This window comes from Bradyrhizobium sp. SZCCHNS30572 (assembly GCF_032484415.1).
Classification (GTDB): domain Bacteria; phylum Pseudomonadota; class Alphaproteobacteria; order Rhizobiales; family Xanthobacteraceae; genus Bradyrhizobium.
This window is the reverse complement of record NZ_JAUESY010000006.1, coordinates 581,727-605,731: the sequence shown is the minus strand read 5'-3', so window position 1 is coordinate 605,731 and position 24,005 is coordinate 581,727. Positions and strand designations below refer to the sequence as shown.

General features: G+C 62.8%; 14 protein-coding genes. 1 reads left to right on the top strand and 13 read right to left on the bottom strand.

All coding sequences use genetic code 11. The features are described from left to right. Positions 1–77: 77 nt before the first annotated feature. From QX048_RS19795 to QX048_RS19770, 6 genes are all read right to left on the bottom strand, one after another. Positions 78–1,574, bottom strand: coding sequence for a sugar ABC transporter ATP-binding protein (locus tag QX048_RS19795; RefSeq protein ID WP_315754948.1), 1,497 nt, complete (start codon positions 1,572–1,574; stop codon positions 78–80). Continuing rightward, positions 1,571–2,665: a hypothetical protein gene (locus tag QX048_RS19790; protein ID WP_316200624.1), complete on the bottom strand. Its 1,095-nt coding sequence runs from the start codon at positions 2,663–2,665 to the stop codon at positions 1,571–1,573. Before QX048_RS19790 ends, QX048_RS19795 begins: the two co-directional genes overlap by 4 nt. After that, entirely contained in the window at positions 2,662–4,779 is a 2,118-nt protein-coding gene (locus QX048_RS19785; RefSeq protein ID WP_316200623.1) for an ABC transporter permease, read from the bottom strand. The genes QX048_RS19790 and QX048_RS19785 overlap by 4 nt, the downstream gene beginning before the upstream one ends. Before the next feature lie 79 nt (positions 4,780–4,858). Beyond that, a complete protein-coding gene (locus tag QX048_RS19780; RefSeq protein WP_316200622.1) occupies positions 4,859–5,872 on the bottom strand; it encodes a sugar ABC transporter substrate-binding protein in 1,014 nt (337 codons plus the stop codon). Between the two features lie 42 nt (positions 5,873–5,914). Beyond that, positions 5,915–6,886, bottom strand: a complete 972-nt coding sequence (locus QX048_RS19775; protein WP_316200621.1) for an ABC transporter permease — start codon at positions 6,884–6,886, stop codon at positions 5,915–5,917. 22 nt (positions 6,887–6,908) lie between these two features. Next, on the bottom strand, positions 6,909–8,810 hold the full coding sequence (locus tag QX048_RS19770) for an AMP-binding protein (protein ID WP_316200620.1): 1,902 nt from the start codon (positions 8,808–8,810) through the stop codon (positions 6,909–6,911). Positions 8,811–9,041: 231 nt separating this feature from the next. Between QX048_RS19770 and QX048_RS19765 the strand changes: the two genes are divergently transcribed. Then, positions 9,042–9,986: an AraC family transcriptional regulator gene (locus tag QX048_RS19765; protein WP_315718536.1), complete on the top strand. Its 945-nt coding sequence runs from the start codon at positions 9,042–9,044 to the stop codon at positions 9,984–9,986. Between the two features lie 406 nt (positions 9,987–10,392). Here the strand turns inward: QX048_RS19765 and QX048_RS19760 are convergent, their stop codons facing one another. From QX048_RS19760 to QX048_RS19730, 7 genes are all read right to left on the bottom strand, one after another. After that, positions 10,393–11,328: a DUF2493 domain-containing protein gene (locus QX048_RS19760; RefSeq protein ID WP_316200619.1), complete on the bottom strand. Its 936-nt coding sequence runs from the start codon at positions 11,326–11,328 to the stop codon at positions 10,393–10,395. Positions 11,329–11,668: 340 nt separating this feature from the next. Next, complete coding sequence (locus QX048_RS19755; protein ID WP_316200618.1) at positions 11,669–12,721, bottom strand: toprim domain-containing protein; 1,053 nt, start codon at positions 12,719–12,721, stop codon at positions 11,669–11,671. Beyond that, entirely contained in the window at positions 12,721–17,028 is a 4,308-nt protein-coding gene (locus QX048_RS19750) for a strawberry notch-like NTP hydrolase domain-containing protein (RefSeq protein ID WP_315718533.1), read from the bottom strand. The genes QX048_RS19755 and QX048_RS19750 overlap by 1 nt, the downstream gene beginning before the upstream one ends. Before the next feature lie 205 nt (positions 17,029–17,233). Beyond that, positions 17,234–19,357: a ParB/RepB/Spo0J family partition protein gene (locus QX048_RS19745; RefSeq protein WP_315718532.1), complete on the bottom strand. Its 2,124-nt coding sequence runs from the start codon at positions 19,355–19,357 to the stop codon at positions 17,234–17,236. 101 nt (positions 19,358–19,458) lie between these two features. Then, entirely contained in the window at positions 19,459–20,415 is a 957-nt protein-coding gene (locus tag QX048_RS19740) for an ArdC family protein (protein WP_315718531.1), read from the bottom strand. 395 nt (positions 20,416–20,810) lie between these two features. After that, the gene (locus tag QX048_RS19735; protein ID WP_315718530.1) at positions 20,811–22,490 is read right to left on the bottom strand and encodes a recombinase family protein; all 1,680 of its coding nucleotides are present in this window, start codon (positions 22,488–22,490) and stop codon (positions 20,811–20,813) included. 320 nt (positions 22,491–22,810) lie between these two features. Further along, positions 22,811–23,968: a hypothetical protein gene (locus tag QX048_RS19730; RefSeq protein ID WP_315770019.1), complete on the bottom strand. Its 1,158-nt coding sequence runs from the start codon at positions 23,966–23,968 to the stop codon at positions 22,811–22,813. Positions 23,969–24,005 lie beyond the last annotated feature (37 nt).

Genomic DNA, 24,005 nt, shown 5'->3' with positions numbered 1-24,005 from the left:
TGACGCCGATCGGGAGTGTCTCGAGTAAGGCGTCGGTGCGCTTGAAGGGATCTGATCGATTGGAGGCCGCGCGCAGTTCAGTGGATGGCGGCATACATGATCTTCTCTTCGGTCGCTTCGATCGCCGAGAATTCTTCGACGACCTTGCCTTGCCTTGATACCAGGATCCGATCGGATAGCGCTATAATTTCCGGCAGATAGGAGGATATCACGACCACAGCTCTGCCTTCATCGGCGAGCCTGTTGATCAACTCGTGAATTTCGACGATGGCCCCGACGTCGACCCCGCGCGTCGGCTCATCGAAGATGATCAGCTCCGGATCCTGAATCAACGATTTAGCGATGACAACCTTCTGCTGATTGCCGCCGGAAAGCTCGACAACCTTGACCTCGTCGCCGATGGCGCGAACCTTGAGACGTTCGATCCAGGTCTTGCCGACCCCATTTCTTTCACGACGCGACAACCAGGCTCGCCCTTTCGGAAACTTGGCAAGCAGACCCAAATAGATGTTGCGCGCGATCGAGGCCGTCTCGAAAAAGCCCTCCACCTTGCGGTCTTCGGTGACGTAGGCGATTCCGGCTTTCACGGCCGGCGCGGGGACGCGATATCGCACAGACTTGTCGTTGAGCAGAATTTCTCCACCGTGAAAGAAATCACGCTTCAGAATACCCGAGACGATCTTAAAAGTCTCGGTTCGGCCCGAGCCGACCAGTCCGAACACGCCCGTGATCTGGCCCGCGAACACCGACAATGAGTTGTTCCTGACCATCGGCGCCATTTTGAGATTCTGTATTGTCAACACGCGCCTGCCGGCCGGGCGCACTTTGTCCTTCCGCACACCATAGAGCGTATTTGAGAGGTTTCGTCCGACCATGGCCTGAACGATGCGCGCTCGATCGAATCCCGAGGCGTCGTCGGTGACGACGTGCTTGCCGTCCCGCAGGACAGTAATGCGATCGGCCAACAGCAAGGCTTCTTCGAGCGCGTGCGAGATGAAGACGATCGAAACACCGCGCCTCTTCAAATCCCGCACCAAATCGAAGAAATACTTCTTCTCCTCTGGCGTAAGCGTCGCCGTGGGTTCGTCAAAGATGATGACTTTCGCCTTGTGCAGCACGGCGCGAGCGATTTCGACCATCTGCTTCTTGGCCGCGCCCAGGCCGCCGACGGTCGCCGTCGGCGCGACGTCGAAATTGAGAGATTGGAGGAACTGCTGAGCCGCGATGTAGATGCCGCGCAGCCGATTGTAGAATCGCTCCTGACCGAGAAACAGGTTTTGCGCCACGGTCATCGTCGGCACCAGACTGTTTTCCTGAAACACCATTGCGATGCCAAGATGCCGCGCCTCCAGCGGCGTTCTGGGAGACACCGCGACGCCATCGACCGTCATTGCACCTGACGTCAAGGCCACGACACCGGCCATGACCTTGGTCAAGGTCGACTTGCCTGCGCCGTTTTCGCCGACCAACGCGTGGATCTCGCCCCGCCGCAGCTCGAAATCGACGCCCTCGATCGCTGGCACGCCGGCATACAGCTTGGTTGCCTTCGACAGGGACAGGATGATCTCGCTCATGGAAGGACCTCCTGGCCAAGGGTTGCAAGGGGCAGCCTGAGCACCCTGCCCGGCCCCTTTGCGATCATGACGAGGTCGCCGCCGTATTCGACGGCAGCGACGATGCCGTGATTGACGCCATCAGCGCGGCTATGAAGCGAATAAACCGGCAGTCCGTCGGCACCGAGCCGGATGACGAGTCCGTACGACCGTGGGGGAGCCCACGGCTTCATGACACCCATGGTCTTGATGTGCGCTCCCTGCAGCGGTTCCTTGAAGGACTGGCCGGACCTGAGCCGTGGTGCCACCCAATAGTCAGGCTCGATCTCAGCAATCATGCGACGCCGGTAGGCCGGTTCGCGCAGCACGAACTCGACCAATTGCGTGCGGGCGATAAAGGCCGTCAGCCAGAAGCCGCCGCCATGCGCCGGTGCAAGCCGGGAGGGATAGACCGGCAGGTGACCGAGCACGACCGTGCGCGTGCCGCCGGGTGCGATCGAGACCAGACGGTGCCGCCAGCTTTCACTGACCAGCACGTCGTTGCCGTTTGCGACGGCACCGAAGGCGTAGCGAAGCCCGCCCGCAAGCTGCTGCATCGTCTGCGTCCGCGGATCGAGCCTGAAGACACGGCCGGTATCACCGAGCTCCATCAGGTCGCGCGCCCAATCGCCGACCTCATACGATGACGAACCATCGGTTGCGATCAGGGTGCCGTCGCCTGCGGGCGCAAGCGCGTTGACGGCGCGCAACTCACCGGTAAATGTCGAGACCGGGGCCTTGGCGGTGATGTCGTCATAGAAATGAACCTCAGTGCCGCCAATCGCAACGGCCAGACCGCCGGACGGAAGCATCGCCAACGCGGAGATCGGCCGCGCGAATCTGCGGATCTCCGTAGGCGACGATCCGGCCCAACGCAGGAGTCGCGCGCCGTCGGCGATGAGAAGGGAGCGGCCGTCGGACGCAATATCCTCCGGTGCTTCACATTCGAGGAGCGTTTCGGCTGCCTCCAGCACTTGATTGGCCTTCAGCGCCCCGTCGAACGACGGAACGGTGATGGTCGCATCGCCGCGGCCGAGCAAGCGGTTTGCGAATTCACGGATGGCGGCGATCACGAATGCCTCCTCCAGCGTGTATCGTAGTGGACGAAGTCGGGATCGGCGTTCTCCAGCTTGAAGCGCCCGATCCTGTTGTTGGCGATACCGCCGAGATAGAGATAACCGCGGTGTTCCCGCATCGAGGTAATCATCGGATGATTGACGCCCTTGAGGTCCCAGAGGGATTCCAGGATCTGGCCCTGCTCGTTGAACTTGACGACGCACCCGGTGTTGATGTTCGGAAATAGCCATTCGTCGATCGGCACCCGCTTGGCCATGCGCCGCCGGAAGCCCGGCATCTGCCACGCCAAGTCGAGCGAAGGGCTGCGCATGCCGACCAGCGCCAGCCAATAGTTGCCATCCGACGCCAGATTGATGTTGTCGGGATAGCCCGGCAGATTGTCCATGACGGTCTCGACCGCGCCTTTCTTCGGACCAGCGAACCAGTATCGCTTGATCGAGCAGCCGAAGGTCTCCGCGAACAAGATCGACTGACCGTCGCTGGCAACAGCGACGCCGTTCGGAAACTTAAGTCCGCGCAGCACGGTGTGGGTCGTTCCACTCTTCGTGTCGTAGCAGATGATGCGACCGTTGCCGCGCGCCTCCAGCCCGTCGACCGGCCACTCGTCCATCTCGTAGCGAACGGTCGCCTCGGAGAAGAAGATCAGTCCGTCATCGGTGATGTCGAGGTCGTCGGCGAGCCGCAGACGGCTGTCGTCATTCACCGAATACAGGCTGCGGTTGGTCTCGTCGGTGGCCTTCTCCACGGTCCCGTCGGGCGTGATGCGGTAGAGACCCATGCCGCCGATGCAGACATACAGATTGTCCTGGCGGTCGAACGCCATTCCGAGCGGCTGGCCGCCGATATGGGCGAACACCTCCATCCGCTCGTAGTCCGGCGGAAAGAACCGGATGATGTCACCGTGACGGGAGCCGGCATAGAGCACGTCGTTGCGGTCGAGAATGACATCCTCCGGCGCCTCGATCCGTCCGAGCCCGATGAGAGACACATCGCGAAGCTTGTCGTTCTGCTCGAACGGCCCGCCCTTGCCGATCTCGGTCGGGGGTGGCGGCGGCAGCGCATGATAGGTCGGGGCAACGTAGACCTTGCTGATGATCCGGTTGCGGTTCTTCTGCCAGCGTATATCGACCATGGCGGCCGCCAGGAGGATCGTCGCGAGCGCCATGCGGTTGACGCCGCCACGCGCGTTCATCGCGGTCAAGCCGTTGGTCATCAGGAGGACGATGAGCACACCGACCAGCGACTTGACGACCGAACCCTTGCCACCGCCCAGTGTGATCCCGCCGAGGACGGTTGCAGTCAGGACGATCACCTCGAGGCCGACGCCGATGTCGCCGCCCACGGTTCCGAGGCGGGCGGCAAAGAACAACGCACCGATGCTGGTCAGAACGCCGCTCGCGACGTAGCAGAGCGCGATGGTCCGCCGCACCGGAATGCCGGAATTGTAGGCCGAGCGGCGCGATCCGCCGATCGCCGTGATGTGCCAGCCGGGCCGCAGCCGCGTCAGAAAGACATGGCCGACGATGGCGACGATGACATAGAGCAGCGCGACGCTCGGGATTCCCAGAACATCCCCGCCGCCAATGAAATCCCACGAGGGGATATCTGGAAGCGATGACGCGATGGCGTTCGAATAGCGTTGAATCAGCAGATCGAACGCCGAGCGATAGATGATCAGCGTGATCAGCGTGGCGATGAAGGCGCGAAGTCTCAGATATCCGATCAAGACCCCGTTCACGGCGCCGAGCAGCCCGCCGACGACCATGGTCGCGACGACCACTGCCGGAACGGGCCAATTGAGAACGTCCAGGAGATAGAGCGCGCAGAAATCCGTCAGGGCAAACATCGACCCGACCGACAGGTCGATGCCGCCGACGATGACCACAAGCCCCATTCCGAGACCGATGAAACCGATCTCTCCGGCCTGGCGCGCAGTGTCGGCGAGACTCGCGGGGGACAGAAAGTGCTCCAGGATCCGGCTCAATGCGAAGCCGACGATCAGGAGCAGAAGCACAGGAACGGCGGTTTCGGTCCACCTCTTGGACAAGATCTCGCCGAGGAGGTGGTCGGGCCAGTAGCGATATCGCAGTCGAGTCAATGTCTCGCGCATCTGCCTTCCATGGGTACTGCCTATGCAATCGTCTTGATGCGCGTCCCGGCCGAGCCGGAACGCGCGCCGCGGAGCGTCGTCACTTCTTGAGATCGGAGAGGTTCCAGCACGACGTCTGGGAGTCTGCGTTCTCCTTGGTGATCGGAATGAGCGTGCTGTATTCGAAGCCCTTGACCGAGCCCGCCTTCACCCCCGAGGACAGCAGCCACTTGATCGTTCCGGCCATCTGCGCCGCCTGCGTCGGCACGTCGTAGCTCATGTTCAGATCGAACGAGCCGTTCTTCACGAGCTCGCAGGCGCCCTTGCGCTCTCCACCGCCCGATGTTGCCAGGAAGACCTTGCCGGTGAGCCCGGCCTCCTTGATCGCAGCGGCAGTGCCGATATCCATTCCATCCCAGAAGCCCACGATGCCGCACAGGTCGGGATTCTGCTTCAGGACGGTCTGCGTGATGGCCTTGGCTTTCGCCGCATCCCAATCGGCCGCCTGGCTCGACACCACCTTGATTTCAGGATGCTTGGCGAGAACGTTCTCGACGCCCTTGAGTGTGTAGGCACTGGCAGCCGCGGACAGCGCCCCCTGAATGATCGCGATCTTGTTCGACTTGCCCTGGCAGGCCTTCACCACCCCCTCGGTCTGGCGTTCGCCGATCTCGATCCAGTTCGCGCCGACGAACGCGGAGCTGCGATAGGCTGATCCCATGTTGATCTGGATGACGTAGATCCCTTCGTTTTCGGCGCGCTGCAACAGCTTGGCATAGGTCTGGACGTCGGGATTGTGGATCACCATGACCGCCGGCTTCTCAGAGATCAGCGAGGTAACGGCCTGCGCCCCCGCGTTGGTGTTCCAGTTGGGATCACGAATCTCGAACTTGACGCCGTAGGGTTCGAGCTCCTTCTTCAGGCCCGCGTACCAGCCCTCCGTCAGATCGAAATTCATGGCGACCGGCACGTAGGCGACCGTCTTGCCGGCAAGCGCCTCGCGAAAGGTCTTCTGGAAGGGCTCGTCAAGCCCCTGCTGCGCGAGCGCCGGCGCCGCAGCCGCCGCGAGCGTCACCGCCACCAGACTTCCAAATGCTAGGCTATGCATGCGCATCGTCGTTTTCTCCCGTTTGATGTTTTCATTTTTCGGACTGAGCTAGATGTCGCCTTGCTGGGCCGTTTCTTCATTTCGCGGATTCAAGATCGTATCCGTGATCACCGCGATCAGCAGGACGACACCCTTGATCAGGTTCTGTCCGGCATAGGGAATATCCAGAATCGTCATGCCGTTCAGCATGGTCCCGATCAGCAGCGTGCCGATGATGACGTTCACGACGCCGCCGCGGCCGCCGGACAATCCGATGCCCCCGAGCACGACGACGAGGATCACGTCATAGATCATGGTCGAGTTGAAGATCCGGGTGGGCATCGAGTTGACGGATGCCGCCATCACGAGACCGGCAAAGCAGCCGATCACCGCCGCAAGCACATATTGCAGCACGACAATCGGGCGCGAGGGAATGCCGGTCACCCGTGCGGCGAACGGATTGTCACCAACCGCATAGATAAAGGCCCCCCAACGGGTCTGACGCAGCAGGAAGAACACGGCGATTGCGGCGATCGCAAACATCACGATCGACGTCGGAATGCCAAGGATGCTGCCCTGCCCGAGCCGCTCGAATCCCGCCATGCCGTCGCTCCATTGGACGACGTCGAGCTGGAACAGCGCCGCTTGCCCAAGTCCTGCAACAAACAGCCCGGTCGCGAGCGTTGCAAACAGCGGCGGCACCTCCGCATAGGCGATCAGCCAGCCATTGACGAGACCGATGGCGACGGCCAGGAGGCCGGCGGCGAGCAAGGAGGCCGGCAACGAATGACCGTTCTGCACCAACTGCAGGACGAGCCCGCCGGGGACCGCGAGGGCAGCGATGAGCGACAGATCGATGCCGCGCCCGATGACGACAACGGCCATCGCCAGGCCGAGAATGCCGAGAACTGCGACGTTCTGCAGCAGGGTCAGCATGTTGTCGGCGGTCAGGAAGCCTTTGAGGAAGATCGAGAAGGCCAGGAACAGCGCCGCGAAGACGGCGAACACGATCTCCTGTTGACCAAGCCGAAAGTGCTTCATCGTTGCTCTCACCAATTCCCAACTACGCCCGCCCGCGTGGCGGTGTCGCTTCAATACGATAGGTCTGCGGCAACGCCGACAGGCTCTCTGCAAGCCGGCCCAGCGCGACCTTGTCGATCGTTTCGACCGAAATGCAGACGACCGTGTTGAGCTTGTCGTCCTTGTTGACCTGGATGTCTGCCGCGGTTGCAGGACCGAATATCCGATCGACTTCCGTCCTGACCTTCTCCCGAACGGCGAGATCGCGAAGCGTCGGCTTGAAGATCTTGCCCACGGCGGTGACTGGAAGCGCGTCAAGCACCACCACGCGCTTCGGGCGCGCGGGGGGCTCGTGGACATTCTGCTCGAGGTAGTCGCAGAGCCGCGCGAGCTCGATCGTCTGCTGAGGCGACGGCACAACGAAGAGAATCGGAACCTCGCCAGCGTAGGCGTCCGGCATGCCAACGGCAGAGCTCATTTGCACGCCAGGATATGCATTGGCGACATCTTCGATGGCGGCGGGATCGATGTTGTGGCCGCTCCGAACAATAAGGTCCTTCTCCCGACCTGTGAGAACCAGCCGCTCGTCTGCGGTGAGGTAGCCGATATCGCCGGTCACGATCCAATCATCGTCGGTCAGGACGCCGACATTGTGCGTGGGATCGACGTATCCGGGGAATACCTGCGGGCCCTTGGCCAGCACCAGCCCGCTCGTGAGCGGAGGACACTCCTTCCTCAGCTCCGGGTCGCCCAGTGCCACGATCTTCGTTCGCGAGAACGGCGCCCTGAATCCGACGCTGCCCTGAAGCGGCTCGCCGCGACCCGGGTTGAACGCGATCGCCGCCGCGGTCTCCGTCATCCCGTAAGTCTCGAACAACCTCACTCCCGTCCTGGCCTGGAAACGGTCACCAACCGCCTTCGGGAGCACCGCACCTCCAGTCAGCGCCATCCGGACCGAGCTGATATCGCAGGACCCGATCGGCACCTCCGCCAAAGCCGCAATGGAGGTCGGCACGCCGCTCACGATCGTCACGCGATGTCGTGCGACGGTGTACCAATAGTCGCGGACGACCTCCGGGACGCGCAGACCGTAGGGTGACGGAATGATCACGTGGCCGCCAGCGGCGAGAATCGACAGACCTGCAGTCATGGTGCCGCCAACATGAAACAGCGGAAACCCGTTCAGCGCGATGTCCAACTCGTCGAGCCCGTGAACCTGGGCGAAGCCCCATGCGGCGTGGATCTGGTTGCCATGTGTCAGGCGGACGAGCTTTGGACGTCCGGTCGTCCCTCCCGTGTGGAAGAGCGCGCACACCGACCGCCGATCATTTGACGGTTCGAAATCGAGCGCATCTCGGTGCTTCGAAGCGGCTTCGTCAAAGACGGCCATTCGGCCGTTCGCGTCGCGGCTCTCGCCTAGAACGAGGATCTTCTGCAAAGATCCGACCCGTGCGGCGACCTTGTTCGCCTTGTGCCAGAGCGCCGGATCGTCGGCTTCCGAAGGAATCACAAGCAACGCTGCATTCTGCGCGTCGAGGAGATCGACGATCGCGTCCTCGTTCAGCAGATAGTTGATCGAGCTCGCGACGCCGGCGACCTGGGCGCCGAGCAAGGCCGGAAAGACCTGCGGCAGGCTCGGGCAGAGGAATGCAACGGTCGGTCCATCCGGTCTGATGCCGGACGCCCTGAACAAGTTCGCCGCGCGGGATATGTCGGCAAGCAATTGACGGTGAGTGAGGCTGATTTCGCGGGATTCACGAGGTGTCAGAACGGTCAGTGCCTGCCGATCCGGATGCAATCGGGCGGTCGCCTCGAACAGGTGATACAGATTTCGCGCAGGTACGAGGGCGTCATATGGCAGCCGCTCCAGCGCCACGATGTCAGCAATGGAGCCGACAGGGCGCGTGAACCTCGTCGTCATCGGTGAAGGCAGGCCTCCCCCCATTGCTGCAGTCCCTGGCACGGCAAATCACGCACGCCCGCATCGGCATCCGCGACTGCTTCCTCCCATTTTTGTTCTCTTAGCTTGCCGCCCCGAGTGACGCTTGCCTCGGAGCGCAAAGCTTTTGCATGGCCGCGCAAAGTTGGCTTGCGTAGAGCCGCTGGGCAACTAGAATTGCGGAACGGTCCTTGTGCGATGCAAAATGCAGCTTGGGCTGCTCGCGATGGATGACCGATGGAGCTCGTGTTCACAACGGAAAGCCTTGAGCCTTCCAAGCGCTACGCTGCCTGGCAAGGCGCCATTTGCGACGTCTATGTCCATGTCGACGTCGAGGCCGAGCAACGGTCCGACTATCAGGGCTTCATCCGGGAAGCACGATTTGGCGTGCTGACGATGACCGACGTATTGCTGTCGGAGCAACGGATATCACGACGGGAGCGGCATATCGCCAGGCTCGACAAGGATTGCTACTACGTCGAATTCGTTCAACAGGGCAAGATCAACGTCCTGCAGGCAGGCCAGACGCTGAATACGAATCCCCACGTAGGTGCAATCTTCTCCGCGGCCGAAGCCTACGATCTGGAGTGCGTAGGGAAGGTTAGATCCCTCTACCTTGAGATTCCGCGCAAAGAATTTTCGTCGCGATTCACCGAGAACCGGATTCCCGTTGCGATGACTATTGCGACCGGACGCGGTCTTGGCCGGATCGCCGCCGAATTCTGTTCGACGTTGGCATCGGAAGCATCGTCAGTCGATGAAGCGGCGAGGTCGCGGCTCGGCGACGAGCTGATGGATGTTCTGGCTCTCGCCCTGGACATGGGCGACAAGGACCAATTTTCCGAGGACGCCACGGCTCAGAAAGCCCGCCTGCGCTCTGTCAAAGCCTGGATCGAGGAGCATCTCACCGACCACGACCTTTCGCTCGAGAAGATCGCACGGAACAACGGGGTCTCGCTCAGACACCTGCACTATCTTTTTCGACTTACGGACATGTCGGTGTCGGAGTGGATTCTCGACCGGCGCCTGCAACGGTCCTACGATATGCTGACACGACTTGAGCAGCGCGTGTTGTCGGTGACTGAGGTCGCCTACCAGCTGGGATTCAGCAGCTCGTCACACTTCAGCACCGTGTTCCGGCGGAAATTCGGGCATAGCCCGTCCGAGCTACGCCGACGATAGGCCGATGCTCAGTGGCCGAGCGGCTCAGGAGGCACTGCGCCGAGCTCCAGCACGTCCGCGTCGCCCACGCGACCATCAAACCTCGATTCACTCGACAGCTCCACCTTCGAGCAGTTGTGCCGCCAATCGCAAGGCACATCAAGGCCGGCACAGCGACGAGAGGCTGATCCATTTGCAGGTTGCGGGACCGTCGCCAAACACGAGAGCTGTTCGGGGATATTCCGGTCGAGAGGTAGCGCTGCCGATTGCAGGCATCGTCGCGGCGGTCAGCGACCACCATGCACCCTGCGCCACCAGGTCCGACGCATTCAAGCAGACATACATGTCGATGCCGAGCGCAGGAGTCGCTTGGGATGTCGCCGCAGCCGCTTGGACGAACGCAAAGGACCTGCACAGTTGACGGCGCTCACGCGCCGCCTTGCCCGAAGGTCCAGACGGGAATGCCGAGGCGGCGAGCCTTGTCAGCGAGATTGCCTTGGATCCCGGAGCCCGGGAAGACCATGGCGCCGATCGGCAGCGTCGCCAGCATGGCGTCATTGCGCTTGAAGGGGGCGGCCTTATTGTGTCTTGTCCAATCGGGCTTGAACGCGATCTGCGGAACCTTGCGGTTCGATGCCCATTTGCTGGCGATCAGCTCGGCCCCCTTCGGCGAGCCGCCATGCAGGAGGACCATGTCGGGATGCTTGGCATGGACCTTGTCGAGACGATCCCAGATGAGTGCGACGTCATTGAAGTCCGGTCCGCCGGTCAGCGCGATCTTGGGGCCTGGCGGCAGCATGACCTCCGTCTCAGCCCGATGCTTGGCGGCAAGGAAATCGCGGGAGTCGATCATGGCCGCCGTCAGCGTGCGATGGCTGACCTGCGATCCCGAGCGCGGCCGCCACGGCGATCGCGTATGGAGCTCGAAGGCCTCGGCGGCCAGATCGCGGAACAGCTCCATGGCGTTGCGACGCTCGACCAGTGACAGTCCTTCCGACGTCAGGCGCTCGAGCTCGACCGAGCGCACCTCCGAGCCGTTCTGCTCGCGCTGACTCGAGCGCTGCGCCTGCTCGTTGTCGTCGAGCTCGCGCTCGATGCGCATCGTGGCACGGTGGAACAGGTTGACCGTTGACCACAAGAGCTCCTTCAGCTCAGGCTCGAGGCGCGTCTCCGAGAGCGTCGCGACCAGGGCGTCGAAGATATCGGCGACCGCGCCGGCGATGCCCCTGCCTTCAGGGAGCGGCCGAGGATCAAGCTCATCGTCGAAGGGGCGGTAGCCGTACAGCTGGAGTTCGGTCAGGGCGTTGTCGATGCTCGACTGCGTATCGTGCGGCTCACGCATCTCGTCTTGCCGGTCGGACATGGGGACCTCGTCTATGTTCGGTGACCGCGTCGATCGCGGCCTTCCATGGCGATCTCCAAGACGGCGGGAGGACCGGACCAGAACCCGCTGATCCCTTCGAGGAGCGGGCCGGAGCGACAGCGGAGGATGGCGGTGTGCGCGGCTATTTTGCCTCGCGATGCAAAGGCCCGCCTGCGGGCCGGCGGAAAATGGCCACGCACCGCCATTGCCGGACCGGACCGCCTGCCGTCCGATCGCCTCTCAGAAGGCCCCGGCGCGGCTCTCTGACGCCCTGACGAGATCCTCTTGTCCCGACAATGTGCGGCGAGCGCCGAACGACTCTCCAGCGTCGAGCCGACGTTTAGGTCGCAGCCGCGCTCACGAAGCGCTCGGCATCTTCGGGCAGCAGCTGATGACGCAAGACGTCCAGGAGCTTGGCTGTCCCTAAAACGCGTAGGTCTTCGTTGAAGTCGTCCAGGCGAGGGCATAATGCGATCGCCTCGATACCGGCGTCCAGCGCGCGTGTCGTCAACGTCTCTGCCGCGGCGATACCAGCAGCATCAGCATCGACAGCGACGTAGATCCGGCGCAGCGTGGCCGGCCACAGCAGATTCGCCAGATGGTTGGCCGAGAGCGCAGCAGCAACCGGCAAGGTCGGCAGCACCGTCCGCAACGACAGCATGGTCTCGATGCCCTCGCCGGCCGCAAGCACGTGCTTGGCGGTCCCGAAGCGCACGGCATGCCCAAGCAGATCGCCCATCGCCCGCCGCGGCGTGTCGATTGGCGCCTTGCCAAGCCGGCGATCGTCGAAGCCATCGGGATCCAGCCAGGTGCGATGAACCCCGGTGATGCGCCCCTCGAGGTCCGTCACAGCGGCAATCAGCGCGGGCCACGTCTCGACATCGGTGGCATCGTCCGGCCGATAGTAGCAACGTGGATGAAAACGTAGACCATCAGTGCCTGCGCGCGGGTCGATACCGCGATGAGCAAGATAGGCCTCGCCGCGCGTTCCAGACAGCGGCTGCCCCATCGCAAACAGCCGGCGAGCCGCTCGGGCGGAGTCGCGGGGGCGCACGTCATTCACAGCACCGACTGGAAGCTTGCGTTCCCAGTCCGGCAGCTTCAGAAAGCGGCGCGCCTCCCCGGCAACCTCGTGAAAGCTGCTCAGGCCACAAACCGAGCCGATGACGTCGAGCAGATCGCCATGCTCCCCGGTCGCAGCATCCGTCCATTTGCCCGCCGGCCCCTTCGACGAGGCGTGCAATCGCACGAACAATGATCGGCCCGGCGTGTTGTTGACATCACCGACCAACCAGTAGCGTCCCTGACGTCTGCCGTTGGACAGATAGTGACGGCACACCGCCTCGGCCTCACGCGCAAGGCGGCGCGCCAGTTCAGACGCGTCGTCTGACATCACGACAGCTCCCGCCCGCGGACCTCAGCAATTGGAAACCGCTCCAGAACGCTGGCTAGGATCGCCGGGCCGCTTGCATCGGTCGGCACGAACATCCGCAGCCTCCACGAGATGATCTCGCTGAACAGCCCGCAGGCCCTTAGACAATCCCGTAAGCCCGCAGGGAAGCCCAAGAGCTCGATCCGGTTGGCGCCCATGACGCGCACCCTCCGCAGCTGCAAGCCCTCATGAAGATCGAGTACGTAGCCGTCACGCAGCACGGATGTGAACACGTCATCGGGAACGAGCGAAGGTCGCTCGGTCGACACTGCGGTGACCCAACTGAGTGGCACCTTGCGGCCGATGATGCGCTCGCCCGCGTCGGTCTGGAGCCGGTAGACCCGCGTGGATTCCTGAGGGAGGCGTTTCCAGATCGGCAGCAGAAGCCCTGTGACGAGGTAGATCGTGGTGGTCGTGGACTCCGGAATGGATGCGAGTTCCGCACTCCAGCCGGCCTTGAACTGCTCGCGGTCTGCCTCGGCCCAATCATGCTCGGCCAGCCTGGCGAGCGGCAGAGTCTGGCGTCGCATCGGTCCGATCAGATGGACGCGCTGCTCGATCTCGCCATCGTCGAGCAACCAGCTCGGCGCCGGCACCTGGATCGCCGCTCGCCCCGAGCGGACATGGGTCACGGGAACAGCGCGGCGTTGCAACAGCCGCTCCAAGGCCTCGTTCAGCGGCATCGGCCGGTTGCGGTCACGCTGGGCGATGGTGACGAGATGCGTCTCGGCACCTGTTGCCGGATGGGTGTTGATGGTGCGCCGCTCCATGACGACGAAGCTTTCTGCACGCAGCGTCTCCAGACCGGCATCGAAAGTCCCGGATGCGACCGCGCCCTCGATCCGCGCCGCGAGCAACTGCTCGAACACCGTGAACAGGATGTTCTGCAGCTCGATGGTCAGCGCCAGCAGCCGGTTCAGGAATGTCGTGATCGGCGGCAGCTGGTCGCGAAGGCCGTTCTCGTCCGTGAGCTTCAATCCCGTGGCCTGCTCGAACCGCTGCAGCGAGCAGCTCCCCAATTGCCCACGGGCGAGCAGCCCATAGAACTGACGCAGGGCATCGCGGGCGTGCGGGCCTTCGAGATTGTCCTCCGGCCGGAACAGTCCCTGTCCGCCGGTCTGGCGCTGGCCACGGGTGATCGCGCCCAACGTGTCGAGCCGGCGCGCGATCGTCGACAGGAAGCGCTTCTCGGCTTTCACGTCGGTGGCGATAGGGCGAAAGAGCGGTGGCTGCGCCTGGTTGGTGCGATTGGTCCGGCCAAGCCCCTGGATCGCGGCATCCGCCTTCCAGCCTGGCTCCAGTAGATAATGCACCCGCAGCCGCTTGTTCGTCGCCGAGAGCTCGGCGTGGTAGCTGCGGCCTGTGCCGCCGGCATCCGAGAACACCAGGATGCGCTTCCTATCATCCATGAACGCTGCGGCCTCAGCGAGGTTGGCAGATGTCGCCCTCGTCTCGACCACCATCCGATCGCGGACGCGGACGATCCGTCTCGACCTGCCCGTGACCTCAGCGACCATGTCCGTGCTGAAGCGCTGAACGATCTGGTCGAGCGCACCCGGCACCGGGGCGAGCGAAGCGAGATGTTCGATCATCTGATCGCGGCGAGCGACCGCTTCGCGGCTCTCGACCGGCCGGCCATCGCGAGTGACCGGACGCGACAACAGATTGCCCTCGCGATCGGTGAACGGCTCGTAGAGCTGGACCGGGAAGGAATGGGCGAGATAATCGAGGACATATTCGCGCGGCGTGATGTCGACCTGGACGTCGCCCCACTCCTCGGTCGGGATCTCGGCCAGCCGGCGCTCCATCAGGGCTTCACCTGTGGAGACGATCTGGACGACCGCGGCGTGGCCAGCATCGAGATCGCGCTTGATCGCCTGAATCAGCGTCGGCGTCTTCATCGAAGTCAGGAGGTGCCCGAAGAAGCGCTGCTTGGCCGACTCAAAGGCCGAGCGCGCGGCCGATTTGGCCTGGGCGTTGAGCGTGCCGGTTGCGCCGGTGATGTTGGTCGCCTGCATCGCGGCCTCGAGGTTGTTGTGAATGACCGCGAACGCCTCGGCATAGGCATCATAGATCCTGACCTGCTCGTCCGTGAGCCGGTGCTCGAGCGGCTCGTATTCGACGCCCTCGAAGGACAGCGAGCGCGCCGCATAAAGCCCGAGGGCCTTGAGATCGCGCGCCATCACCTCCATGGCCGCGACGCCGCCCTGCTCGATCGCCGCCACGAAGTCCGCCCGCGTCGCAAACGGGAAATCCGCGCTGCCCCACAGTCCCAGCCTCTGGGCATAGGCCAGATTGTGAACGGTGGTCGCGCCTGTCGCCGAGACGTAGACGATGCGGGCATTGGGCAGCGCATGCTGCAACCGCAATCCGGCGCGGCCCTGCTGTGAAGCCGCCTGATCGCCCCGATCGCCCTTGTGGCCTGCGGCGTTCTGCATCGCATGGCTCTCGTCGAAGATGATCACGCCATCGAAATTCCGTCCCACCCAGTCGACGATCTGTCGCACGCGGGAAAGCTTCTCGGCCTTCTCGTCGGTCCGCAGCGTGGCGTAGGTCGTGAAAAGGATGGCCTCATCGAGCCGGATCGGCGCCCCCTGGCGGAAGCGCGACAGCGGCGTGACCTGAAGCCGCTCCATGCCGAGCGCTGCCCAGTCGCGCTGCGCGTCCTCGATCAGCTTGTCGGACCTGCTGATCCAGACCGCCCGGCGCCGGCCCTTCAGCCAATTGTCGAGCAGGATGCCGGCGACCTGGCGGCCTTTTCCGGCGCCCGTGCCATCACCGAGGAACCAGCCGCGCCGGAAGCGGACCGCCGTCTCCGTGTCCTCTCCGACCGCACGGACCTGGTCGAAGGTCTCGTCGACCGTCCAAAAGCCGGCGAGGAGTCCACCATGCGCTTCGCCAGCAAAGATGAGACTCTCGAGCTGCGCGCCGGACAGCACGCCTTCGGCGACGATCCTGGCCGGAAGATGCGGCCGATAGGACGGCTTGGGCGGTGCGACGGAGGCCATCGCCGCCGACTGCACGAGCTTCGTGGGATGAGGCTGCACGCCCGGAATCCGGATCGACTGCAACTGATACGTCTCATAGAGCGCGTCAGTCAGGCGAGTTCCTTCGTCGGAGACCTCATCCACGATGTCGTAGGCGAGCTCGCAGCCCTCAGGCTCACTGGACGTCGGCGATGGAGAGGAGCATGCGGGATCCAGATCCCGTCTCGAACGAATTTTTGCACGCTGCCCCACCTGAGCGACAAACCGGCCGGCCATCGGCGGCCGCGGTGGCACGAGCGCCGTGATCCAGCCGAGCAAGGTCCTGACATCAGGTGCCACCCCGGCAGATTGCGGAAACACACGAGCGTCCGGCGCTGGGCGCTTGTCGATCACGAGCATCCGTGTGGCGGTTGTCGTGCCCTGCCGCGCATAGACAGTGCCATCGATCGCCGCGGAGAACACCAGACGACCGCGCTCCTGCAGATGCACGAAGGCATCCGTCCAGGTCGGATTGTCGGGCGCAAGGCCGGCGGCCGTGATTGCGACCAGTCGCCCACCGTCTCCAAGACGTGCGAGGGCCGAAGACACATGGCGCAACGCCGTATCGGCCAGCGGACGGTCCACACTCGCGGTCGCCGAGAACGGGGGATTCATCAGAACCACGCTTGGAACGAAGGCCGCATCGAGATGATCATCGATCTGCGCGGCGTCGAAGCGGGTCACGGTCAGACCCGCGAACACCAGATCGAGCAAGGCTGCGCGACTTGCAGCGAGCTCATTGAGCAGAAGCGAGCCGCCAGCAAGCTCCGCAAAGACGGCCAGGATTCCTGTCCCCGCCGATGGCTCGAGCACCCGATCGGCCGAGGTCACTTGCGCCGCCGCGGCCGCAGCGAACGCCAATGGCAGCGGGGTCGAGAACTGCTGAAGACTCTGGCTCTCGAGTGAGCGCCTGGTGTGGCTCGGCAGTAGGGCCGCGACCTTTGCGACCATCGGCAGCATGGCCGGGGGAGTGCCTTTGCTGGCCTTGATCATCGCTGGACCGTGCTTGACGAGGAATAGGACAGAGGCGATCTCACAGGCGTCGTAGGCCGTCTTCCAATCCCAGCTTCCATCGGCGTCACTGGCGCCAAACGCGGTCTGCATGGCCAGGCGCAGGCACCTGGCATCGATCCGCTCGCCACGGGTAAGGTTTGGCAGCAGCAGCTCGGCTGCACGAAGGACGGCCTTGGCGCGCGCAAGCAGCGCGAAGGGCGCCGCAGGTGAGCTCGTCTCGGTGATCATGTCGAGGAACCTTCAAGGAGAGCGGAACACGGAAGAGCACCGCCGAACGCTCTCTCCGGTCCGGCGGACTCAATCGCGCTGCTCCGCCTCTCTCACTCTCGAGCTGCTCGACGCGACAGTGACCTCCATGAAAAAAGCCCGGCCGATCTGACCGGGCTTGCACTTCGGTTTCTTCAGGTTGGGATCGGCCGCGAAGGCAAGCTGATCATTCCGCGGCAACTATCTCCTCCACGTCGTCAGCGCCTTCCGTCGCCTCCTCATCCTCACTGAGGAACGCCGGCAGGCTAGCGGAATCGACGCCATCGACCGCCTGCGTTACCTCGGCATCCGCGCCACGCAGCGGCTCGGGCAACCAGCGACTGCCTTCAAGCAACCGCTCGGCTTCACGCGCCATGTCCGGCTTCCTCAGATGCTCGATGAGCTGCGCCGACGCTTCGCCCTTCGCTTCTCGCACGGCCCGCAGGATGCGGTGCTTGGTGACGCGACCGAGATAGGTGTCGACGGTGGGCTTCCAGCCGGCGCTGATCATGTCGAGCCCGACGGCGCGCGACAGATGGTCGGCCTGTTCGAGGCGCCCGCGGACGCCATGGGCGGACAGGCGGCCTTGATGCAGGCGGTTGGCCGGCTCAAAGATCGCGTTCACCGCCTGCGCGGCGCAATGGGCGAACAGCTCTGCCTGGGCCGCTCCGTCCATCGTCGTCAACGCTGCCCAGAGGTCCTTGCCGTTGGCCGGCAGCTTCGCCTTCCAGGCCGCGTGACGCGCGACGATCGCCTTTGCCGGAGCGCTGTCCTGCAGGCCCGGTGGCTGCGCCGGGAAGCTCGGGGTGCGCAGCGAGATCTCCAGGCAGTTGAGGACTGACCCGTAGGGATAGAAGGCCGCGAGCACGAAGGTGTGCAGCACCGCCTGGAAGGCGATGGATGGCTCTCGGCCGAGTGCCTCACGAAGGGCGAGCGTGCGATACGCCGAGAGCTCGCTGATCAACCGGTCGGGCAGCGGCCGCTCGACATCCTCCGCGTCGGCGGGCGCTTCCTGCTCGCCGTGACCGATGACGATTCTCGCCGCCGGCACCCCGCCCTCCATATCCGGAATGGCGGTCGCAGTGTCCCTGTCGTGACCAGCTTCGGTCTCCGGCTCATCTTCCGACACCACGGCCTCATCCTCGGGTCGGACGAAACCGCGGGCGACGCGCAGTCGGCCTTCCGAGTCGATGCTGACGAACGCGCCAGCGCGCGCCATCTCGGCTGCATCGAAGATCATCGGCCGTTCGTCAAAGGACTGCAGCGCCGCCTCGATCTCACCGAGACGCTGATCGACATCCTCAGGCAGTTCATCGGCCTGACCGTGTTCGGCCTCGAGCCTGGCCTGCTCAGTCCGCAGCGCTTCCATGGTCGCCCGCTCGTCGGCGGTGAGCTCTGCCGGCTGCCCGTGAAGCTCGCGCAAGCCATGAGTATGCCCGAAAGGGAAGTCCACGGCGGCCGCGATCCACTTCCAGCCCTCAAGGCCAATCCGCTCCGCCTCCGCCTTCAGCTTCTCCGCCACGAGCCGGTCCAACAGCGCGACATCGTGGAGCCAGCCGCCATCGTCGGCCTCGAACAGATCCCGCAGCACAGCGCCACCGGCCATCTCGTAGGCAGCCAGCCCTATGAACTGGACCCTGCGGTCGAACGCCCGAACCGTCTGCTCGGTGAGTTGCCGCCGGATCTGGTAGGGCGAATCGCCGCCGGAACGGCTGACCTTGTCCCAGACCTCCTGTTGGCGTGCATGATCCGACGTCACCGAAAACGCCATCAGCTGCTCCAGGGTCATGCCGTCGGCGGCATACACGTCCAGAAGCGCCGGCGAGACCGCGGCCAGCCGCAGCCGCTGCTTGACGACCGCAACGGTCACGAAGTGCCGCGCCGCGATCTCCTCCTCTCCCATGCCGCCGTCACGCAGGGCCTGGAACGCCTGAAATTGATCCAGGGGATGCAGACCGACACGCTGGTCGTTCTCGGCGAGCGAGTCGTCCAGGGCGGAACCGGAATCGCGCACCACGCAAGGCACAGCTTGCGTTTTCGCCATCCGCTTCTGCTTGACGAGGAGTTCGAGGGCACGGTAGCGGCGGCCGCCCGCCGGCACCTCGAACATCCCGGTCTCCTTGCCGTCAGCATCGAGGACGGCCCGAACGTTGAGGCTTTGCAGCAGCGTCCGCTCGGCGATGCTCTCCGCCAACTGTTCGATGGAAACGCCGTCCTTGACGCGGCGTACGTTGGATTGGCTCAGCACCAGCTTGTTGAAGGGGATGTCACGCGACGGCGACAGCGTGATCTTCTGGGCGGCTTTGGTCATCTCTTGGTTCTCCGCGAAGGGTAGCCCGGAGCCTCTCTCTCAGGCCTTCACCCCTCGCAGAGCACCTCTCGCCCTCTTCCTCTCCTCCTCGTTGAGCAAGCTCAGGCAGCGGTGCAATCCGGTCCGATCGCCTCAGTGCCGCCAGCCGCACCAGGTGCGAAGCCGAGGAGATAGTCGGCCACGCGGCTTGCCTGGCTCGCCGCCCGGACGATAGCGCGATTGTCCTCGCGCAGGACATCGAGCCAGAAGCCGATATAGTCCGCGTGGCGCAGGGTCGGCACGATGCCAAGCGCCGCGCAGCTGAAGGCGGATGCTATCTCGGCGATCAACTCCTCGAAGGCGTATTCGCGGCTGCCGAACCGCCCCGACAAATCACGCTTGAGCCGGGAGGCATGACCGCTGGCATGCGCGAGCTCATGCAAGGCTGTGCGGTGCCAGTTGATCGGCTCGAAGAACGCCGCAGGCGGCGGGACCTGCACGAAGTCCTCGACCGGAGCATAGAAAGCCCGGTCACCGCCAATCCGGAAGTCGACGCCACTGTTCTTAATCAACGACTCCACGGCGGGCTGGATAGCACCGGCCGGCGCCGGCGGTGCCGTGGTCGCGATATCGTCCGGCAGAGCCGAGCATTGGTCGGTGTTGAAGACAGTAAAGCGCTTCAGAAACGGAACGGCGTGCGCCTCATCGCCGGTTTCGCGCGCACGCCGCCGTTCGTCGGATGGGACGAAGCGATCGGCATAGACGACCGTGACACCGCGTTCGCCCTTGCGGACATGGCCGCCTAGAGACAAAGCCTGTCGAAACGTCAGCCAGCTCTGGCCGCGAAACCCGCGCTCGATCACCGCTCCCCAAAGTATCAGAACGTTGATCCCTGAGTACGATCGCCCGGTCGCGGCATTACCGGGCAAGGCAAGCTGAGCTTTCGCAGCTTGCCTTCCCCATGGCTGGATCCAGGGCACGCGGCCGGCCTCCAGCTCGCTGATGATGTTGCTCGTGATCTCCTCATAGAGGCTCGCCCGGCCCTCACCGGCATGCGCTCCAACTCTCCGTTCCTGCATCGCGGATCTCCGCGACGGGCGCGGCAAAACTCTCTCGCCGCTTCCAACCCGTCACGGCCAACTCGGCCTGCACTCTTCCTCTAGGAGAGCCATGAGCGCACCAACCGTCTACCGGGCAGTCCGCATTCGCTTTGCTCCGGAGGAGGCGGCCCGCGCGGGTTCGGAGCAGATCGCCTCACCTGGGCAGCCGTAACCGTCGAACCGATTTCGCATAAACGGAATTTTGCCTTGCGCCGTCGGGCAAATCAGTGGTTAATAAGGTGCTGGCTCAACTCGGGAGACAGTGATGGCCGAACAATCAGATCCGGCATCCGACCTTGTTCAAATCTCCAAAATGAACGGCGATTTCCGACGCAACTACGGACCGTTCCTTGGAGCGTATCTCTACTTGCGCTCTATCGAAGCCGTGCGCCAGCGCCCTTGTCGGCGGATCGGGATGTTTTCACTGATCGGGACCGCTGTCGCTGCATTGTTCGCACGACACGCCTGTCCTTGGTAAGCAGGCGGACCAGCGCCCGGGTAAGTTCACTTTCCGTCTTGAAGTAGGCGACGCCATGGTCGGCACGCCCATTCTCACGGAATCTGATCATGTTGCTGTCGTTCGGAACCGTTGGCATCAGGACGTAGTCGAGAATGGCCCTATTATGTTCATCTAGCCGGATTGCTACGATCCACCCGACCGGTAGACGCCGACACGAGACCGTCCAAAAGGGAGAAAATCCCGGCCGCGCTCCAGCCGTCCAGTAAGCCACCCGAAAATAGATCTGCCACTTCTTGTCAACAATCAGATGCTGCTCGGGAACACCGACGTTGATCCAACGGCTTTTCACGCTGTGAAGGTTTGCGCTGCATCCTTCTTTTTCCATCCTTTGGCAAAGGCGTACGGCGAGAGCTGAGAGTGGCTCAACCCACTCCTGACGGATGTCCATGTACTCACAGCGTCGCTGCGACTGATATCCAATCAGCCTGTAGGCATTTCGCAAAGTCCCGAAATGATCAACAAAGGTTCGGGCGGACGGGAGCTCGGCCGTTGCGTTGATGATCGTCGGGGTGAGACGCCCCTCCTTCTTCAATGTCTTCTTCAGACGGAGCAGCATCTCCTCTTCACTGATGTCGACGCGCCTCTCTTTCATGATTTTCTGAACAGCAAGAAAGACGTCATTCGCAACGATAGGTTCAAAGCAACGTTCAGCACGGACCCATAGGTTCGGGGGATTGTTGATACGCTCACCGCCCAGCTTGCTTGACTGCCGGTTATAGACCAGATTGCCGACGTAACTTTCGTTTCGCAGCATGCGGCTGATCGTGGGAGCTCTCCAGGGCTTCCCTCGGCACCATACCCGGTTGCGATTGAATTCCTTTGCGATGGCCTTCTCGGACTTCACCTGAAGGAACCGAGCGAAGATCCGCCTCACAATGGCGACCTCGTGTGCATCGCCAGGCCGCAGACGAATATGATCGGTCTGAAGATATTTCCGTTCTCCCTTTCCCATGATCCTCTTCGGCTGAAGGCGCTCGTCGACCAGAACGCGTTCAAGGCCGTAGCCAATGGGCCCGCCGGGCAAAAATCCAAGTCCAACAAAGCGGCAAATACCCGTATGCACCTTGACCGACAGTTCACGGCTGTATTCGGCGGCCATGACCCTTTTGAGGTTCTTGACGATGTTAGAGAGCATGCTGCCATCGTTGTCGAACTGCTCGGCGCAATAGTTGACACTGATCCCGGCTTGCTTGCAGATAAACTCGTAGTGTGCAGCTTCGTCGGCGTCCTGGAACCGCCCCCACCGGCTGATGTCGTAGACGAGGATGTGGTTGAACTCGGCGCGTCCATTGCTGACATCCTCGATCAGCTTGGCAAGTCCCGGCCTGTTCTTGATTTTGAGACCGCTCTCACCATGGTCAGCATAGGTCTTGACGATCGCAAGTCCATGGGCATGCGCGTAAGCCGCGATCGCTGCAGCCTGATTTTGGATTGAGTACCGCTGATAGTCCGTGGACATGCGGACATATTGCGCTGCGCGCCCATCGAGGGATCGGGGGAGGTGGGTCTCACGGACGACGAGTGCGTTTGACACTGATCACGCCTCCGACGGGTTGTCCAAACAAGCAGACGCCAATTCCGCGCCGCTGACAAGTCTGCGTGCCCGTCGTGAGAATACGCCCCTCGGTATGGCCGCCGGTTGTCGCCATGTCCCGTGACCTCGAAGAATGCACGGTCCTTCTACAGCAGTTGCTCCCTGCCATCGCTCGTCTCGGTCAATCAGACCGAGACCTAGATCGCTGAGGTGATCGTAAACTTGACCGACGGAGGCCGCTTCCGCGTGTTGGCGGAATGCCCCCCGACATGCCGTCTCGAGCACGAGGTCGGCTTTGCGGCGCCCAAGCGCGAGGCTTGTCATCCCAGCTCGGCAAGCTCGTTGGATGGGTAGATTTGTTCCTCCATCCATTTCAAGGCCGCTATCAAGCTGGCTCTGCCCGCAGGGTCCTGTACGATCGTCCTCAATGAAATTGACGGGTATTTCGAGAGATCAGCTTCGCGAAGGTCCGCCCCCTTGATTGCGTTGAAACGCTCCAGCAGCTTGCGTCGAGCATCCATCGATCCGAATATCGGCTTGTTCTCGAGGGCCCCAAATTGGAGCCATAGCTTTCCGTCCGACGACAGATATGTTGGATTGATCAGCACCCCGCCTGGTTTGAATACCGGATAGACCGAGCCATTCTCCTTTCCTGTCCCAAAGACGAGGGGACGTTTGCCTCCCTTGGCCATCCATGCAAAGATTTCCCTCGCAACATCCAGCTCATCGGGCCCGACGGTCCGGGACAGCTTCTCGAACAAGGTTTGTTCATTCCACCTCGTCACGCCCCCCAGACGTTTTCGGGTCATGGCCTGGTTCTGTCCGTAGATCGTTGGTACGATCGTCTTTAGATCCTTGTTGACGAACTGACGCAGCTCGACCGCCAGCACTTCCACAGGATTCATCTGTCTGTTGAGGAATTCCACGACACGGCGCAATTCGACGGGTATCACGTCGGCAAGGAAAATGAGCCGAATCTTTTCAGCTTGAAGATTTGTGCCGACCCGTTCCCAGAATTCGTTGATACTGGCCTCGGTGCCGAGCAGCTCTCGAAGCGCAGCCTCCGACGTAAGGCCCTGCTCCAGGCAGGTCTTGTCCAGAGAGGATTGCAGCCCCTCTACTGACCAGTAAGATGCACAGCTGGCCGCGTAGTCCAGCATTTGACCAATGAACTCCCGCCGGAGACGGCTATCGCTCTGCCGCTTAATCTCCACCAAGGTCAGGATGCCATCCTGGTCGATGAACACGTGGTCGATCGACCATAGAGACGCGCTCGCCTCCCCCGTCGAGATCGGCTGCTCACGCTTTACGAGGAGCCATCGCCTTGGGCTCTGCGGATCGATCTGATCGCCAACAAGCAACTCCGGAAATCGAGCCAGCAAGCGCTGGAAGTCGTCTTCGGTCGCAAACTGGCCTGGTTCCATCGCGACCAGAGCGTCCTCCCCCTTCAGCAAGAAGACCCCAGAAAGCCCAGTCATGTTTTCCCCTCAGATAGTTTCTTCTTGGAATCCGCAG